Origin of the sequence: Streptomyces sp. AM8-1-1, from assembly GCF_032229325.1 — a bacterium.
Lineage (GTDB): Bacteria > Actinomycetota > Actinomycetes > Streptomycetales > Streptomycetaceae > Streptomyces > Streptomyces achmelvichensis.
The window spans coordinates 927,973-943,794 of sequence record NZ_CP135086.1 but is presented as its reverse complement, the minus strand read 5'-3'; the positions used below and the strand labels follow the sequence as shown (position 1 = coordinate 943,794).

General features: G+C 70.1%; 18 protein-coding genes. 13 read left to right on the top strand and 5 right to left on the bottom strand.

The features are described 5' to 3' along the window. Positions 1–163: 163 nt before the first annotated feature. The 3 genes from RPQ07_RS04205 to RPQ07_RS04195 all read left to right on the top strand — a co-directional run bounded on the left by RPQ07_RS04205 (position 164) and on the right by RPQ07_RS04195 (position 2,166). On the top strand, positions 164–1,270 hold the full coding sequence (locus tag RPQ07_RS04205) for an acyl-CoA desaturase (RefSeq protein WP_313942634.1): 1,107 nt from the start codon (positions 164–166) through the stop codon (positions 1,268–1,270). A 97-nt stretch (positions 1,271–1,367) separates the two neighbouring features. Further along, positions 1,368–1,550, top strand: a complete 183-nt coding sequence (locus tag RPQ07_RS04200; RefSeq protein WP_313942633.1) for a hypothetical protein — start codon at positions 1,368–1,370, stop codon at positions 1,548–1,550. 73 nt (positions 1,551–1,623) lie between these two features. Next, a complete protein-coding gene (locus RPQ07_RS04195; RefSeq protein WP_313942632.1) occupies positions 1,624–2,166 on the top strand; it encodes an MOSC domain-containing protein in 543 nt (180 codons plus the stop codon). Between the two features lie 406 nt (positions 2,167–2,572). Here RPQ07_RS04195 and RPQ07_RS04190 read toward each other — a convergent pair whose 3' ends face one another. From RPQ07_RS04190 to RPQ07_RS04180, 3 genes are all read right to left on the bottom strand, one after another. Continuing rightward, positions 2,573–3,382, bottom strand: a complete 810-nt coding sequence (locus RPQ07_RS04190) for a hypothetical protein (RefSeq protein ID WP_313942631.1) — start codon at positions 3,380–3,382, stop codon at positions 2,573–2,575. A gap of 174 nt (positions 3,383–3,556) precedes the next feature. Further along, a complete protein-coding gene (locus RPQ07_RS04185; protein ID WP_313948777.1) occupies positions 3,557–3,805 on the bottom strand; it encodes a hypothetical protein in 249 nt (82 codons plus the stop codon). A 162-nt stretch (positions 3,806–3,967) separates the two neighbouring features. Continuing rightward, the gene (locus tag RPQ07_RS04180) at positions 3,968–4,495 is read right to left on the bottom strand and encodes a PadR family transcriptional regulator (RefSeq protein ID WP_313942630.1); all 528 of its coding nucleotides are present in this window, start codon (positions 4,493–4,495) and stop codon (positions 3,968–3,970) included. 140 nt (positions 4,496–4,635) lie between these two features. On the opposite strand from RPQ07_RS04180, the gene RPQ07_RS04175 reads away from it, so the two are divergent. Then, the gene (locus RPQ07_RS04175) at positions 4,636–5,397 is read left to right on the top strand and encodes an alpha/beta hydrolase (RefSeq protein WP_313942629.1); all 762 of its coding nucleotides are present in this window, start codon (positions 4,636–4,638) and stop codon (positions 5,395–5,397) included. Here the strand turns inward: RPQ07_RS04175 and RPQ07_RS04170 are convergent. Next, positions 5,388–5,987 carry a class I SAM-dependent methyltransferase gene (locus RPQ07_RS04170; RefSeq protein ID WP_313942628.1) on the bottom strand — a complete coding sequence of 200 codons (600 nt, stop codon included), beginning with the start codon at positions 5,985–5,987 and terminating at the stop codon, positions 5,388–5,390. The two genes, RPQ07_RS04175 and RPQ07_RS04170, sit on opposite strands and share 10 nt — an antisense overlap. A 162-nt stretch (positions 5,988–6,149) precedes the next feature. Between RPQ07_RS04170 and RPQ07_RS04165 the strand changes: the two genes are divergently transcribed. From RPQ07_RS04165 to RPQ07_RS04130, 8 genes are all read left to right on the top strand, one after another. Next, on the top strand, positions 6,150–7,034 hold the full coding sequence (locus RPQ07_RS04165; protein ID WP_313942627.1) for an MHYT domain-containing protein: 885 nt from the start codon (positions 6,150–6,152) through the stop codon (positions 7,032–7,034). A 55-nt stretch (positions 7,035–7,089) separates the two neighbouring features. After that, positions 7,090–9,741: a nitrate- and nitrite sensing domain-containing protein gene (locus tag RPQ07_RS04160; RefSeq protein WP_313942626.1), complete on the top strand. Its 2,652-nt coding sequence runs from the start codon at positions 7,090–7,092 to the stop codon at positions 9,739–9,741. Further along, positions 9,738–10,160, top strand: coding sequence for a roadblock/LC7 domain-containing protein (locus RPQ07_RS04155; RefSeq protein ID WP_313942625.1), 423 nt, complete (start codon positions 9,738–9,740; stop codon positions 10,158–10,160). Before RPQ07_RS04160 ends, RPQ07_RS04155 begins: the two co-directional genes overlap by 4 nt. A gap of 37 nt (positions 10,161–10,197) precedes the next feature. Next, the gene (locus RPQ07_RS04150; protein WP_313942624.1) at positions 10,198–10,605 is read left to right on the top strand and encodes a DUF742 domain-containing protein; all 408 of its coding nucleotides are present in this window, start codon (positions 10,198–10,200) and stop codon (positions 10,603–10,605) included. Positions 10,606–11,110: 505 nt separating this feature from the next. Then, positions 11,111–11,716, top strand: a complete 606-nt coding sequence (locus tag RPQ07_RS04145) for a GTP-binding protein (RefSeq protein ID WP_313942623.1) — start codon at positions 11,111–11,113, stop codon at positions 11,714–11,716. Between the two features lie 78 nt (positions 11,717–11,794). After that, positions 11,795–12,199: a roadblock/LC7 domain-containing protein gene (locus RPQ07_RS04140; RefSeq protein WP_313942622.1), complete on the top strand. Its 405-nt coding sequence runs from the start codon at positions 11,795–11,797 to the stop codon at positions 12,197–12,199. 120 nt (positions 12,200–12,319) lie between these two features. After that, positions 12,320–13,264 carry a DUF6397 family protein gene (locus tag RPQ07_RS04135; protein ID WP_313942621.1) on the top strand — a complete coding sequence of 315 codons (945 nt, stop codon included), beginning with the start codon at positions 12,320–12,322 and terminating at the stop codon, positions 13,262–13,264. Between the two features lie 473 nt (positions 13,265–13,737). Continuing rightward, positions 13,738–14,229, top strand: a complete 492-nt coding sequence (locus RPQ07_RS04130) for a response regulator (RefSeq protein ID WP_313942620.1) — start codon at positions 13,738–13,740, stop codon at positions 14,227–14,229. Positions 14,230–14,245: 16 nt separating this feature from the next. Here RPQ07_RS04130 and RPQ07_RS04125 read toward each other — a convergent pair whose 3' ends face one another. Then, complete coding sequence (locus tag RPQ07_RS04125; protein ID WP_313942619.1) at positions 14,246–14,563, bottom strand: hypothetical protein; 318 nt, start codon at positions 14,561–14,563, stop codon at positions 14,246–14,248. Between the two features lie 228 nt (positions 14,564–14,791). Here RPQ07_RS04125 and RPQ07_RS04120 point away from each other — a divergent pair, with 228 nt between their 5' ends. Beyond that, entirely contained in the window at positions 14,792–15,667 is an 876-nt protein-coding gene (locus RPQ07_RS04120; RefSeq protein WP_313942618.1) for a glycosyltransferase family 2 protein, read from the top strand. Positions 15,668–15,822: the final 155 nt, after the last annotated feature.

Here is a 15,822-nt window from a genome sequence, read left to right as displayed (position 1 = left end):
CACGTGCACCCCTAAGGGTGTAGCTGGCAGCACCGTCGGCGGCGGGCTGCCCCCACAGCGGTCCGGGTGGTGGCGCCATGGTCCGCGCGGGCCCCGCGTACATACGTTTTCTCAGGTCAGCGCAGTCGCAGCCCGTCCCACGGCCCACAGACCGGAGACCTTCATGCCTCAGGCCACCGCCACCCTCACGGATCCGTCGTCCGTGCCGGCTCCTCCGGAGACCGGTGCGAAGCGGAGCGCGGGGAGCGACAACGCGGGGAGCGCGTTCGCGCCTCTCCTGCGGACCGTCAGAGAACAAGGGCTCCTCGATCGCCGCCCCGGCTGGTACGCCCGCGGGATCGCGGTCAACCTGCTCGCTCTCGCCGCCGTGATCACCGGCATCGCCCTCGCCGGCGGCTCCTGGTGGGTCCTCCTGCTCGCCGTACCGCTGGCCGTGTTCTCCACCCGCACCGCCTTCTTCGGCCACGACGCCGGGCACGCACAGATCACCGCCGACCGCGGCAGGAGCCGGCTCATCCAGCTCGTCCACGCCAACCTGCTGCTCGGCATGAGCCAGGAGTGGTGGAACGACAAGCACAACCGCCATCACGCCAACCCCAACCACATCGACAAGGACCCGGACGTCGCCGCCGACATCCTCGTCTTCACCCAGAAGCAGGCGGTCGGGCGCGACGGCTTCCACGGCTGGCTCACCCGCCACCAGGCCTGGCTGTTCTTCCCGCTGACCACCCTCGAAGGCATAGCGCTCAAGGTCTACGGATTCCGGGCCGTGTTCTCCGGGGGCGGCCCGCACCGGTCCGCACGCTCACGCGCCGTCGAAGCCGTGCTGCTCATCGCCCACATCGCCGGATACGCCACGCTGCTGGTGGCCGCCATGCCGATCGGCCAGGCGCTCGTCTTCGCCCTGATCCACCAGATGCTGCTCGGTCTTCATCTGGGCATGGCGTTCGCCCCGAACCACAAGGGCATGGAGATGCCGGACGAGGCCGACGGCCGGCGGTGGGGCCATCTGCACCGCCAGGTCCTCACCTCCCGCAACGTCCGCGGCAACCCGGCGACGGACTGGTTCCTCGGCGGACTGAACTACCAGATCGAGCACCACCTCTTTCCGAGCATGCCGCGCCCCCATCTGAAGCTGGCCCAGCCGCTGGTACGCGCCCACTGCCGCTCCCTGGGCCTCCCGTACACCGAGACCGGGCTCGTCGAGTCCTACCGGCAGGCGCTGAACCATATGCACGACGTCGGCGAACCGCTGCGGACCGGCGCATAGTGGAACGGACGCACGGAGGAACCGACGCGCGGAGGAACCGTGGAGCGCGCCTGCGCGTTCCCACAGCAGGAGCGGCCCAGGCCGCGGAGGAGGCGTCATGTCGACACGTACGAAGCTCGTCATAGGGGGAGTGGCCGTCGGCCTGCTCCTGATGCCGCTGATCGGATTCTGGTTCTCGCTGCTGGTCGTCATCGGCGTGCCCACCGTGGCCTATCTGATGCTCGACCCCAGCCAGCGGCGCAGGTTGCGGCGGGTGTCCCGCAAGGAGATCGGCCGCTGAGCCCGGCGCTTCCCCGCCGCGCCGGAGTAGGGTCGCGGATGATCACCGGCACGCACGAGGGGAGCGCCGCGCGATGAGTGGAACAGTCACGACGGTCAGCAGCAACGGGGAGTACTCCTTCACCAAGCCCAACCGCGACAGCATCACGCTGCTCGCCGGGCTCGGGGTCGAGGGCGACATCCACGCGGGCGTCACCGTCAAACACCGCTCGCGCATCGCCCAGGACCCCACCCAGCCGAATCTCCGGCAGGTGCACCTGATCCACGCGGAACTCTTCGACGAGGTCGCCGGGGCAGGCTTCGACGTCGCTCCCGGGGACCTCGGCGAGAACATCACCACGGTGGGAATCGACCTGCTGGCGCTGCCGGTCGGCACCCTGCTGAGGCTCGGGGACGAAGCCGTCGTCGAGGTGACGGGTCTGCGCAACCCGTGCTTGCAGATCGAGGCCTTCCGGCAGGGCCTGCTGAAGCAGGTCGTCGGCCGGGACGCCGACGGTCAGGTGGTCCGCAAAGCCGGGATCATGAGCGTGGTGCGGACGGGCGGGGTGGTCCGCCCGGGCGACCTGATCGGCATAGAGCTTCCGGCGGGACCGCACAGGCGCCTGGAGCGGGTGTAGGGCAGGGCAGGGCGGTGCCGTGGTCACCGTGCGCAGTGCGCCGTTCGTCAGGGTGACGGTGCTCCTGGCGACGGCGACGGGAACCGACCTTCTCCGCTTACTTGGAGGCCACGCGCCCGGCACCGCTACCGATACGGCTCGGTGCGTGCGAACCGGCCGTGGCCCGCTCGGCGAAGGCCGTCAGGTCTGTTCGGGCAAGCGGGTCCGGCGAGGGTCGTCCGTGGCGTGGTGAGCGGGAAGACGTGACCACCGCGAGCACCGACGGCAGCGCTCCGGGAGCGTCCGTGGGTGTCGTCCGCAGCCCTCCGGGAGCGTCCGCGGGTGTCGCGTCCGCCCGGAGGGCGTCGCGAACGTGCCCAGGGCGTCGTGAACCGGACGAGAGCGGACGAGACGTTACGGACACGGCCTAGGCCGGCCGCACCGCCATCTTCTCCAGGGCCTCGAGCAGTCCCGGCAGTTCGGGCCCGCGGCCGACCGGCAGAACCTCGCCGGGTTCCTCGTCCAGCAGGAGGAAGGCGATGTCGTCCGTCCTCGCGACCATCGACCAGCCGGGACCGTCGGCGCGGAGGGTTCGTGCGCCTCCCGGCGCGAAGCTGGAGCGGACCCGGCCGGCGGGCGGCGGGGACTCCACGTAGGTGCGGGCCGACTCCAACGCGCGCCGGATACCGGGGTGCTTCTTCTTCGGCTCGCCCCCGGCTTGTGCGTCCGCGGAGGGGAACGCCTCCTCGTCCTTGATCTGCTGCCGCCACTCGGCCCATTGGAGCGCGATCTCGTCCGCTCCCAGCCGGCGCTGCGCGGGCCCCCAGTTCTCGGTGTCGGGCGGCGCGAGGGGCGTCAGGTCCATGCCGTCCTCCGGGGCCGGGTCATGGGGGGCCGGCACTCCGGGAGCGGCGACCGCAACGGCCAGGGGCCAGCCCGGCAGCGCTGCCACGACGCTGCGCTCGTCCGGGGAGAGGTCGTACTCCATGCCGCAGTCCCACGAGGCGATGGCGACCGCGACGAGGGACACATCGTCGACGACGACCGTCCAGCGAGCACCCTCGGAGTCCTGGCCCAGGACCAGCCCGTATCCGTCGGCGTACGGTTCCAGGCGCAGCGCCGCGCAGGCGGCCGGGAAGTCGTCGCCGAGCACGCTCGGGAACTGCGCCGGTGTCAGGAGCACGGCGGTCAGCACAAACAGCGCGTCCTCGTCGACGGCTTCTTCCGTCCCGGTCACATCACCCTCCCCATGTCCGATCGTCGGTACCGGCCGATCGCTCGTCGGCGCACCTTAACCAGTGGGTAACCCGCACGTCGAGAGGCATCGGAGCGGAATTGACGTCGGCGTCGCCGTGAGGCCCGGCCCGCATGCGATCGCGGGCCGTCTCGGTACGTCCCGGAGCCTGTGCTGTCAGGCCGCGGGCAGGCCGAGGAGGCTGCGGGCCACGGTCTGCGGATCCTCGTCCCGCTCACGGGCCAGGGCGATGACCGCGCGGCAGGCGAGCTCGCTGATCCCGAAGGACAGGGCCTCCGGCGACACCCAGCCGACCGCCTCGTCCATCTGGTCCTGGTCGTCCTGCGCGCACCCGGACACATAGGACGCCGCGGCCTCGAATATGTTGTGCTGGCGCGAGGGGGCCGGCGCGGTCGTCGGCTCCACCGGCCGGTGGGCGAGGAACTTGCGGAGTCTGCTGATTCTGTCGATCACCCGGACCACCTTCCCCAGGGCGGCATCCGCCGCCGATCTTTCAAGTCTGGCATTTCTGCGCCCTGTTGGCTCCAGCGCGTTGCGAGGAGAACAGGACATGTCGCACCACCCGCCTCAGCTGCGGTCAAGACTGCGGAGAGTCGAGCGCAGCCACGACAGTTCGGCGTCACTGGTGGCGCGGGCGATCGTGAGAATGCCGCGCCGGAACGGATCGTCCAGCTCTTCGGCCCGCAGGGGCCGGTCGCCCTCGTAGAAGAAGCTGGCAGGCTCCTCCAGGAACATGAGCCGACGCCGCAGCACCTCCGCCTGGAGGCCGTGGTCGTCGAGGTGCCGGAGGAACGCCAGCAGCGTGAACCACCGGTTCTCGTCGGTGATGTCCTGCCGTGCGGGGTTCGCAAGGCGCCGCCGCAGCTCCTGCCGCCCCTCGTCGGTGAGCGTCAGCACATGGCGCGGCGCCGCGACCGCCCCGGGCTGTGTCTCCCGGGCCAGCAATGACGCCTTCTCCAGCCTCTTGATCGCCGGATACAACGTGCTCTCCGCGACCGGCTTCACATGCCCCGTGAGGGCTGTGATGCGTTTGCGCAGTTCGTAGCCGTGCAGCGGGCTGTCACAGAGAAAACCGAGGATGGCGAGCTCCAGCATGCCGTCCATTGTGCCGCAGCACGGTGGTACCTCACTCTCGTAATACATCGGTTCCGATGTATGCTGTCGATCGTTTCGCCGTCAGGCGCGGTCCCGGGGCTACGGGAACGGGTGAGCAAGGCAAATCAGGGGAGGGGCTTGTGCGACAGGCTCGATTCGACGAACAGGGCAGCTTCGTACGGTGGACCGAGGCGGCCGGCGTCGGTCCGCCGAGGATCTATCTGCACGGACTGGGTGCCGCCTCCGCGGCTTACCACGCCCATATCGCCGCCTGCCCGGAACTGGCCGGGCGCCGCTCACTGTTCGTGGACCTCCCGGGTCACGGTCTCAGTGACCGCCCTGCCGATTTCGGCTACACACTCGAGGACCATGCCGCGGCCCTCGCGGCCGCTCTCGACGAGGCCGGCGTGCAGGGCGGCGAGATCGTCGGGCACAGCATGGGCGGCGCTGTCGCCATCGTGCTGGCGTACCGTCGCCCGGACCTGGTGGCGCGCCTGCTCGTCACGGAGGCCAACCTCGACCCCCACCCGCCCCTCACGGCGGGCAGCAGCGGCATCTCGTCGTACAGCGAGGAGGAGTTCGTCCTGGGTGGCGGCTTCGCTCGCGTCCTCGACCGCGTGGGGCCGATCTGGTCGGCCACCATGCGCCTGGCCGACCCGCTCGCCTTGCACCGCAGCGCGACCGGCCTGGTGCGCGGCACGCGTCCCACGATGCGGCACATGCTGATGGAGTTGTCGATGGACCGCATCTTTGTCCAGGGCGCACTGAGCGGCGAGTTGCCCGGTCAGGATGAACTGACGGCTTCCGGCGTCAGGGTCGTCACTGTGCCGGGCGCCGGCCACAACGTCATGTTCGACAACCCCGCAGCCTTCGTCAGGGTTCTGGCAGGAGGTCAGCCCTGACGCGCGGCGAGCGCGAGGAAGCGGCTGTCCTCATCGACGTACGACGTCATCCGCCAGCCCGAACCCTCCATCAACGGACGGAGGTTGGGCTCGGCGCGCAGATCTTCGTCGGTGATCTGCCGCCCCTGCCGGGCTGCCAGGGCGCGCCGCCCGATGGGGTGGAACAGTGCCAGCACACCGCCGGTTCGCACCACACGCGCCAACTCCCTCAGACCGGCGTCGGCTTGGGGCAGGTGGGCGATGAGTCCCGCGGCGAACACGGCGTCGAGTGACTCGTCGCGCAACGGCAGCCGCGCCACATCGGCGAGCAGGAGGGTTCCGTCCGAGTCGCGTCCTGCCCGAACTGCCGCTTCGAGCATCGCCGGTGTCAGGTCGGCCCCGAGGACGGTGCCGCGTGTCCCTACGGCGGATCGCAGCGCAGGCAGTGCCCGCCCCGTGCCGCAGCCCGCGTCGAGTACCGCGTCTCCCTCCGTCAGCCCCAGCTCGGCGACGGCGGCCGCGTAGGCCGGACCGTCGTCCGGGAATCGTGAGTCCCAGTCGGCGGCGCGGGCGCCGAAGAAATCCTGCACATGTGTGTGGTCGTCGGACATGGAGACATGATCCCTCAGCGTCGCACGCGTCGCTGAGGCGACCGGGCTGTGCACACGTTCGAACTCGGCGCGATCGTGCAGAAACCTCTCTCTGTCATATTCCATCAGCTTTCGAACTGCGCCCCTGGCGTGCGCCCCGAGCGGGTCTAGCGTCCCTGACCCATGGGACACCTGGACCACGCCTCCTTCGGCCTGCTGACCCCCGCGCTGTCGTACGCGATGGCCGTCATCGGGGCTGCCCTGGGACTGCGCTGCACCGTACGTGCGCTCGCCACGAGCGGGCGCTCGCGCCGCAACTGGCTGATCACCGCTGCTTCCGCGATCGGCACGGGCATCTGGACGATGCACTTCGTCGCGATGCTCGGCTTCTCCGTCCGCGGCACGGACATCCGCTACAACGTGCCTCTCACCATCCTCAGCCTCCTGGTCGCCATGCTTGTCGTCGGTGTCGGTGTGTTCTGTGTCGGCTACGGACGTGACCGTGTCCGGTCTCTGCTGATCGGAGGGCTCACCACCGGCCTGGGCGTGGCGAGCATGCACTACCTCGGCATGGCTGCCTTGAAGCTTCACGGCTCGGTGCACTACGACCCGTTGCTCGTGGCGCTCTCCGTCGCCATCGCCGTGGTGGCCGCGACTGCCGCCCTCTGGGCAGCACTCAACATCAAGTCGCCCATCGCGGTCGTCGGCGCCTCGCTCCTCATGGGCGCGGCGGTGAGCAGCATGCACTACACCGGGATGATGGCGGTTGGTGTGCACATCGTGCCGTCCGGCGGGGATCTGTCCGGGGCCACGACGATGCAGTTCATCTTCCCCCTCGCGGTCGGTCTCGGGTCCTATCTCTTCGTCACCTCCGCCTTCGTCGCGCTCTCTCCGACGGCCGACGAACGCGCTGCCTACTCCGTCGCCGAGCAGCCGGTCGAGTCGTCCGACGGTCATCCTGCGGACCGGTCGGCCGACCAGTCCGCAGCCCAGGGTCATCCGACGCCGCTCGGTGAATCGGCTCCTGCCGGTGAGGCCGTCACACCGACCCCCGCCGCCACCGCCTAGCTGCCCGATCCCACGGCTGTCGCACCACCAGCCCCGTACCCGGAACGAGGAGGCCATGCGCACACCCCGCAGGAACCAGGGCGCAGCCCCGCCGCAGCACCCGCAGCCTCCCTCATCCGCGAAGCCGCCTCGCGGACGGCGTGCCCACGCAGGGCCGCCCGCTGTCGAACACACCGGTCACGAACCGCGCCCCGATGAGGCGCCGCAACCGCCCGCCGGTTCGGGCACCGCGAACGGCGGCCGGCTGCTGCGTCCCCGAACGGTACGCGCGAAGATCATCTCCCTTCTGATGGTTCCGGTCGTCTCTTTGCTGGCTCTCTGGGGCTTCGCCACCGTCTCCACCGCCCAGGACGTCGCGCGGCTGCGGCAACTGCAGACACTCGATGCCCAGGTCGGCGATCCGGTCACCGCTGCCGTCGCCGCCCTCCAGGCCGAGCGACGCGCAGCGGTGCGTCAGGTGGCGGCTCCGTCCGACGAACGCGCAACAGCTCTGGAGCAGGAGGGCCGTCGCACCGACGAAGCCGTGCGGAAGCTTCGTCTGGATGGCACGACGACCGTCGCCACCGGAGACAGCGCCCCGTCCGTCGTGGTGGTGCGCGTCGAGCGGTTCGTCACCCGTGCGGAGAAGCTGCGGGAACTCCGCACCGCGGTCCTCGGCGGGAAGGCCGCGTGGGACGCCACCTACGCGCAGTACACCTCGGTCGTCGCCGATGCCCTCGACGTCTCGGGCGCGCTCGCAGGAATCCATGACGCCGGACCCGCCTCCGACGCCCGTGTGCTCCTGGAATTCGCCCGGGCCGGCGAGATGCTCGCTCAGGAGGACGCTCTCCTCAGCTCGGCGCATCTCAGCAAGTCGATCGCCACAGAACGGCTTCGGACGTTCACCGGAGCCGTGGCGACCCGTAGGACCTTCACCGTATCCGCCGGGACCGACCTGCGGGAGTCCGAGGCCGCTGCTTGGCGAGAGCTCGCCAAGCAGCCCGCGTACCGGCAGTTGGAGGCCGCCGAGGACAAGGTCGTCGCCGCCTCCCCGGGGCGCAAGGCAGCGTCGGTGGTTCCGGCATCGGGCTGGGACGAGGCCCGCACGGCCGTCGGCGAAGGCATGCTCGCCATCGCCGGGGACGCCCGTCGCGGCGCGGCCGAACGCGCCGACCCCGTCGAGGACGGGCTTTTCACCTCCGCGGGTGCCGCCGTTCTCCTCGGCCTCGCCGCCGTCGTCATGTCCCTGGTCATCTCGGTGCGCATCGGCCGAGGTCTCGTCGTCGAGCTGACCAGCCTCCGCAACACCGCTCTCACGATCGCCCGGCAGCGACTGCCCCAGGCGATGCGTCGGCTCCGCGGCGGCGAAGAGATCGACATCCAGGCGGAGGCGCCGCACGGACGACCCACCGACGACGAGATCGGCCAGGTCGGTGAGGCGCTCGGCACGGTGCACCGGGCAGCCCTGCGGGCAGCCGTCGAACGCGCCGAGCTCGCCGGCAGCATCTCCGGCGTCTTCGTCAATCTCGCCCGCCGCAGCCAGGTCCTCGTCCACCGCCAGCTGACCCTGCTCGACACGATGGAACGCCGCGCCGACGATCCGAGCGAACTCGGTGACCTCTTCCGGCTCGACCACCTCACCACCCGTATGAGGCGACACGCCGAAAGCCTGATCATCCTCTCCGGCGCCGCGCCGGGCCGCGCATGGCGTATGCCTGTCCCGCTGACCAGTGTTGTGCGGGCCGCCGTCTCGGAGATCGAGGACTACGCGCGCGTGGAGGTTCGGCAACTGCCGGAGACGGCCATCGTCGGTGCCGCCGTCGCCGACGTGACGCATCTGCTGGCGGAACTCGTGGAGAACGCCGCCCAGTTCTCACCGCCGCACACCAAAGTGCGCGTCAGCGGAGAACCCGTCGGCAACGGCTACGCCCTTGAAATCGAGGACCGCGGCCTCGGTATGGGCAAGGACGCACTGGCGGAGGCCAATCGCCGGCTGGGGGAGTCCGAGGCTCTCGATCTCTTCGACAGCGAGCGGCTCGGTCTGTTCGTCGTCAGCCGGCTCTCCGTACGCCGTGACATCAAAGTCCATCTGCGGACGTCTCCGTACGGCGGCACAACCGCGGTCGTGCTGCTGCCGACCACTCTGCTGCAGAGCGCACTCACCGCACCGGCGGGCGCGCGTCCCGAGCCCGACCCGCGTGGCAGGCGCCCGGAACCGCCGACCGAGCCGGCGCGGCCGGCGAACGGCGCGCCCGTGGCAGCCCCCACCCATCGCCCCGTGCTCTCGGCGCAGCCGGAAGGCCCTCCTCCGCCTCCGGGGGTGACGGCCCTGCGGCTGCGCAGTGCACCACCGCTGCCCCCGGACGGGGAACTCCCGCGCCGGGTCAGGCAGTCGCACCTCGCCCCGCAGCTCCGCGAAGCCCCGACGGCGGACGAGACGGAGGACTCCCACGAGGGGCCCGAGGACAACCCGGAGCGTTCCCCCGAGCAGGTGCGGGACCGCATGACGGCGTACCGCAACGGCTGGACCCGAGGCGGCGGTGGCGCGCCCGGATCCTCCCAAGGGGCAGCGGCCGGACCGTCCGCCCGGGGGCCCGCGACAGGTCCCTCCGGCCGGGGGGCCGTACCGCGTCCCGCGCGACGCGACGTGAGCCCCGGCGGAGGCACGCCCATGGGCACGTCCGCGTCCGGCACTCCAGAACCCGGCCACGAAGGAGACAGATCATGACCATGCACGAGGCAGCCGCTGCCGGCCCTTTCACCGGAGATCTGGACTGGCTCCTGGACGATCTCGTCCTTCATGTCGGAGAGGTGCGCCATGCGGTGGTGCTGTCCAATGACGGCCTGCCGGTCGGGGCCTCCCATGGCCTGACCCGCGAGAACGCCGAGCACCTCGCTGCGGTGGCCTCCGGGTTCCACAGCCTCGCCAAGGGCGCGGGGCGCCACTTCGGCGCCGGGGGCGTGCGCCAGACGATGGTGGAGATGGACGACGGATTCCTCTTCGTGGCGGCCGCGGGTGACGGATCCTGTCTCGCCGTCCTCACCTCGGTCGTCGCCGACATCGGGCTGATCGCCTATGAGATGGCGCGTCTCGTCAAGCGCGTGGGGGAGCACCTCCGGACCCCGCCACGCATCGCCGCGACCTGACGAACGGCGGCGACAGCCATGAAGGGGGCGACAGTCCATGAGTGAGGCGACAGACGCCGACATCCCCGGCAGCGAGTGGTACGACGCCGATGCCGGCCCTCTCGTTCGCCCGTACGCGATGACGGGCGGGCGCACCCAACCGGGCCCCACTCACGTGCGGTTCGACCTCATCGCGCTCGTCGACATCGCAGCGGACGCGCCCGACGAGGCGGAGGAATCACTCCTCGGCCCCGAACACCGCTCGCTGCTCGGCCTGTGCCGCACCGAGACCCAGTCCGTGGCGGAACTGGCCGCCGATGCCGATCTGCCGGTGGGCGTCGTCCGTGTGCTGCTCGGCGATCTCCTCGAAGCCGGCTACGTCCGGGTCAGCCGCCCGGTGCCTCCCGCCCAACTGCCCGACGAGCGCATTCTGAGAGAGGTGATCGATGGGCTCAGGGCCCTGTGACCGCGCAATGGCCGTTCGCCGTGTGCCGTGGCGGTCCAGTGGCTGCCGCGGCGCCCCCTTTCGCCGCTGTCCGGTCCTGGCCGGGGCGTATTCGATGTGACCGCATTCGGGAACCTCCGATCACATTCGGCCAATCTCTGAAGATGGTGCCAGGACGGCTCGAACGGGCTTTGTGAGGAAATGGGCGCTGGACTTTCCTCCAGTCGCCCCTGAGGAGGCCGGTGGTGCTCGTGCCGGCCAAGGAGACGACCTCGGACGGCCGTGGTGATCGAAGTCCGCCCTCGGGGGCTGTGTGCCCAGGCGCAGGACCGGGCCGGCCACGGCCCAGGAGGACGGTCCGCCTGCCGCCTCCCCGCCCTGGTCGTTGCCCGCCCATGAATGGTGCCGCAATCCATCCGCGGGAAATCACCAGGAGAAGAGCACGGGCCGGCTCGGCGGGAATGTCCGCACAACGCTTTCCCCATGCTCGCGTGCGACTCCGGAACGATTGAGAGAGAAGTGAAAGATGGTCTCCGAAAGCTCTTCCGCCCCCGAAGGGGACAACACGGCCCTGGCATTGAAAATCCTGGTTGCGGGCGGCTTCGGCGCCGGAAAGACCACACTCGTCGGCGCGGTGAGTGAAATCAGACCCCTGCGCACGGAGGAACTGCTCAGCCAGGCAGGCACCGGCGTCGACGACACCGGCGGCGTCGACCAGAAGTCCACCACGACGGTCGCGATGGATTTCGGGCGTATCACTATTCGTTCCGGTCTGTCCCTCTACCTTTTCGGTACCCCGGGGCAGGATCGCTTCTGGTTCTTGTGGGACGAACTGTCGCAAGGCGCCCTCGGGGCGGTGGTTCTCGCCGACACGCGGCGACTCGGCGACTGTTTCCCCGCCGTCGACTACTTCGAGCACCGGCGGATCCCCTTCGTGGTCGCGGTCAACTGTTTTGCCGGGGCGCGAACATATGGAGCTCACGAGGTTTCTTGCGCCCTCGATCTGGAACGTGGAACACCGGTTGTCCTGTGCGACGCGCGTGACCGCGACTCCGGGAAGGAGGTGCTGGTGCGGCTCGTCGAATATGCCGGACGGATGCACACGGCACGTCTGCTCGATTCCGTCGGCTAGTTGCACCTTGCCGAGCGGTCCTGTGTACGAAAGGCTTACGACCCACACGGGGAACGCATGAGCGGGGAAGGATCAACGATGTCGTTGGACAAGGGACTTGACTGGCTGCTCGACGACCTCACGAAGAGGATCGAGCACATACGGCACGCGCTCGTGCTGTCCAACGACGGGTTGGTGACAGGCGCCAGCACCGGCCTGGCGCGGGAGGACGCCGAGCACCTCGCCGCGGTGTCCTCGGGTCTGCACTCCTTGGCCCGGGGCTCAGGACGGCACTTCAGGGCGGGCAAGGCCCGTCAGACCATGGTGGAGTTCGACGAGGCGCTGCTCTTCGTCACCGCGGCGGGCGAGGGAAGCTGTCTGTGCGTGCTCAGCGACGCCGAGGCGGATGTCGGCCAGATCGCCTACGAGATGACGCTGATGGTCAACCGGGTCGGCGAACACCTCGGTGTCGAGGCCAGGCAGTCCGGTGTGAACGGCATCTGACCTGCACGGATTCAGTCCAGGCGGACCCAGGCGGGCATGGTTGTCCACAGGCCGGGCGGGATGTCACAGCTTCGGACTACGGTCGTCACCGAGAGTATTCGCACTCACGGGGAGACCGATATGACCATGCAGGACACGACCAGGCAGGAAGCGGCGACGCGCACTCTGGCTCCGGGCCGCGCCGCCGGTGAACTGGAGTTGAAGCGGACCGAGTTCGATCTCGCCGTTCAACTGGGACACATCCGCGTCACGGCGGGGGCGAGTGGCGGGCCGCCGCGGGTCGCCCAGGAAGAGATCGCGCGGCTGCGGGCGGCCGAGGGTTTCCCGGACGCATTGCGGGAGCGTGTGCGGACGGTGGGCACGGTGGAGGGTGCGGAACTCCTCTCGATCAGCCCCGCCCGCTTCACCCGCCTCGCGCGCACGGGCCACGTCACGCCGATCCGCTTCTATCTCAATCGCTACCGGGCCGTGGTGTGGCTCTATCTCTGCGAAGAACTACTCGGCTTCGCCCGGGCGCATCCCGCCCTGCTGACCGGTAGGACACCACCGGCTCTGCGGTCGCTGCTCGAGGAGGGCGAGGACCGCAGAGCGCGGAACTGGCGCGGCAGGCGCCTCGGAATGCTGCTGAGGGTGACAGGCGATCCATGGGAGCGGGCGGCGGCGATCGCCTCCGTGCTCGACGCGGTCACGGTGGCGGAAGTCGTGACCGATCCCTACGAACGATCGCGTCTGAGGGTGCTGCGCCCCGAACTCGTCCCCGCGCGGCCGGAATCGCCGGCTGCCCATGCGGTGGTCGAGCGCCTGCTGCTGGCGGACCATCCCGACGAGATCCTGTGGCATCGGGTCAACCTGTCGCAGGCTCTGCGGGAGGCACGCGAGAGCTGCCCCGCACCGCGGCCCTCGGCAAGGACGGGGCAGGTGGCGCAGGCTCCCCAGGCCGGGCAGGTGGCGCAGGCTCCCCAGGCCGTTCCGCGAGGCGGGCATCCCCTCCGGAAGCGCCGTGGTCCGTACGGGCGTGGCCTGCTCAGGCGGCTCCGTTTGCGTCGAGCGGGAGCCGTGGGCTGAGGGGGAAGCGGCGTCCGGGACGGCGGGCTTCCGTGCCGGCGGGGCGTTCGTGCGCGCCCGTCCTGCCGTTTGCCGTGGCCGAGTGTGTGCGTGTGCGTCCCCGGCGCGCCGAGTCCGGCAGGATCCGAACGACAGGTCTGGGTCACCGAACGAGCCATCGTGCGGAGGTTGAGGTGGCGGTTGGGCGCGGTGCCGTGACCGAAGACGACCGGCGTGGCTGGTGCGGTAGTGACCGCTGATGCGGCAGGTCCGACGACGACGGTACGTGGCAGGGGCGGTTCGGCCAGAGCGGCGCATCCAGGGCTGTGCGCCAGACCCTCACAGGCTTCATAATTCCTCTACGTACAAAGCCCCGGTGGAGCCTGAGGAGGAAGGCGGGGCCTTCTCGCCGCAGCATGCGGCGTACGCCGATGTGGCCCCCCGTCGACGGGGGCACCAATGGGGACACGGGTTGTGCCTTGAAGATCCTTGTGGTGGACGATCGTGAGGACAACCTCTTCGCGATCGAGAGTCTCTTACGCCCCCTGGGGCGTCCGGTGGTCCGTGCGCACAGCGGGGACGAAGCCCTGAAGACCGTGATGCGTGGCGGTATCGCGGTGGTCGTTCTCGACGTGGTGATGCCGCGTATGGACGGCCTCGAAGTTCTTGCCTACCTCAAGCGGCTGGACCACACCCGCAATCTGCCCGTGGTGCTGATGACCGGTCTCGGCCGGGACGACGATCTCGCCGCCCGTGCCTATGAACTGGGCGTCTCCGACTTCATGTTCAAGCCCGTCGACCCCTGGGTCGTCCGTACGAAGGTCAGGGCGCTGGCCGACCTGTACGTCGAGAACCAGAGCCTGCGCGCTCAGCTCGGCGCGCTGCCCCGCCCTGGTCCAGAAGCCTCGGCGGCGAAGCTGCCGGGCCTGATCGGCGCGCACGTGCCCCGCCAGCCCGGTGGTGGGGCACCGCACGTGCGTCGATGATGATGATCTCCGCGCCTCAGGAGGCGTTCTGCGCCCCTCGCACGTTACGAGGTCTCTGCGGCAAGGAGGGGACGGTGGCCGGCCCGCCCTCCTGCACCGCCTGAACCGCGGCCTGATGCAGGCTGCGGCTGTCGTCCTCGGACTGACAGGGCGCGGGACTCCCTGTCATCGTGAACCAGTCGGAGGCCCCGCTGTACTGCACCGCGACGCGGGCCTCTCCGCCCGCCCAGGTCGTGTGCACGGTGAGATCACCGCTCAGCACGCCTACCTCGTCGGTGAGCACTCCTCCACGGCCGGAAAACACGCCGGCGGTCGTCCATGATGCCCAGCTCATCCTCCCAGGCTCGCACTCCGGATCCGCAAGCGCGACTGTTGCGGCGATGGTCCATGTGGCGGACCCCCGGATTGCCGGTCGAGCCACCGGCGCTTATATGCCCGGAACGGCTTCTCCGGGCAGACCGCTAGCATCACCCTCTTCTGCCGCTGCCGCTGCCGCTGCCGCTGCCGCTGCCGCTGCCGCTGCCGCTGCCGGCTCAGCTGCCGAGGACTGGAAGGATGTGACGTGTCCCGACCGCGGGTAGGTGTCGCCGTACTGACCATGGGGACCCGGCCCGCCGAGCTGCGGGTCCTGCTGGATTCCGTCGTCAAGCAGCAGGAGCCTGCCGCACACGTGGTGGTGGTCGGGAACGGATCGGTTCTCCCGGAGCTGCCCGAGGGCGTGATCGGGGTGGAGCTGGAGGAGAACCTCGGCGTGGCCGGCGGACGTAATGCCGCCCTCGCCAGGCTGCGCGCGGCCGGGGGCGTGGACATCCTCGTGGACCTGGACGACGACGGTCTGCTGATCGACGCCGACGTGTTCACCAGGATCGCCGATCTGTACGCCGCCGATCCGCGGCTCGGCATCGTCAGCTTCCGGATCGCCGACGAGACCGGCTTCACCCAGCGGCGGCACGTTCCCCGGCTGCGGGCGGGAGACCCGATGCAGCGGGGGCTGGTGACCACGTTCCTCGGCGGTGGCCATGGAATCTCGATGCAGATGCTCGATGAGATCGGGGACTGGCCCGACGACTTCTTCTTCACCCACGAGGAGACGGATCTGGCCTGGCGGGCGCTCGACGCGGACTGGAAGATCCTCTACGAGCCCGCCCTTGTCCTTCAGCACCCCCGGACCTCGCCGGCCCGGCATGCGAACTTCTACCGGCTGACCGCCCGCAACCGGGTGTGGATGGCCCGGCGCCATCTGCCCGCGCCGCTCGTGCCGGTCTATCTGGGGACGTGGGTCGCGCTCACGGTGGCCCGCACTCGTTCGCTGCCCGGCATGCGGGCCTGGTTCGGCGGCTTCGCCGAAGGGGTGCGCAGGCCGTGTGGAGTCCGCCGTCCCATGCGGTGGCGGACGGTCTGGCGCATGACCCGCCTGGGCCGCCCGCCCGTCGTCTAGCCCGGGAGGATGCCGTCCGGGCCGCCCGGAGGCCCGCCCTCCCGGTCCTCCCGTCCCCGGCCCCGCCCTGCCCAGTGGCACCCCCGCCACCCCACCGTCCCCGCCCGCACCAGTCGCCGCCCACCGTCACGTCACTCCGACGGGAGTTCCACGAC